Origin of the sequence: Halomonas sp. ND22Bw (assembly GCF_003011945.1) — a bacterium.
GTDB lineage: Bacteria > Pseudomonadota > Gammaproteobacteria > Pseudomonadales > Halomonadaceae > Halomonas > Halomonas halophila.
Map to the genome: position 1 here is coordinate 1 of NZ_PXWD01001620.1, position 242 is coordinate 242.

1 pseudogene is annotated in these 242 nt (G+C 63.2%); it reads left to right on the top strand.

The features are described from left to right. Positions 1-242: pseudogene (locus CVH10_RS23740) on the top strand (DnaA/Hda family protein); the annotation flags it as partial.

The window sequence follows — 242 nt, forward strand, 5'->3', positions numbered from 1 at the left end:
AGCCGCCGGAGCTCGAGACCCGGGTGGCTATCCTTATGAAGAAGGCCGACCAGGCCAAGGTCGATCTGCCCCATGACGCTGCCTTCTTCTTCGCCCAGAAGATCCGCTCCAACGTCCGCTAGCTGGAGGGCGCCCTGAAGAAGGTCATCGCCGCCTCCCACTTCATGGTGCGGCCGATCACCCAGGCCATCATCCGCGAATCGCTCAATGATCTGCTGGCCCTGCAGGACAAGCAGGTCGGG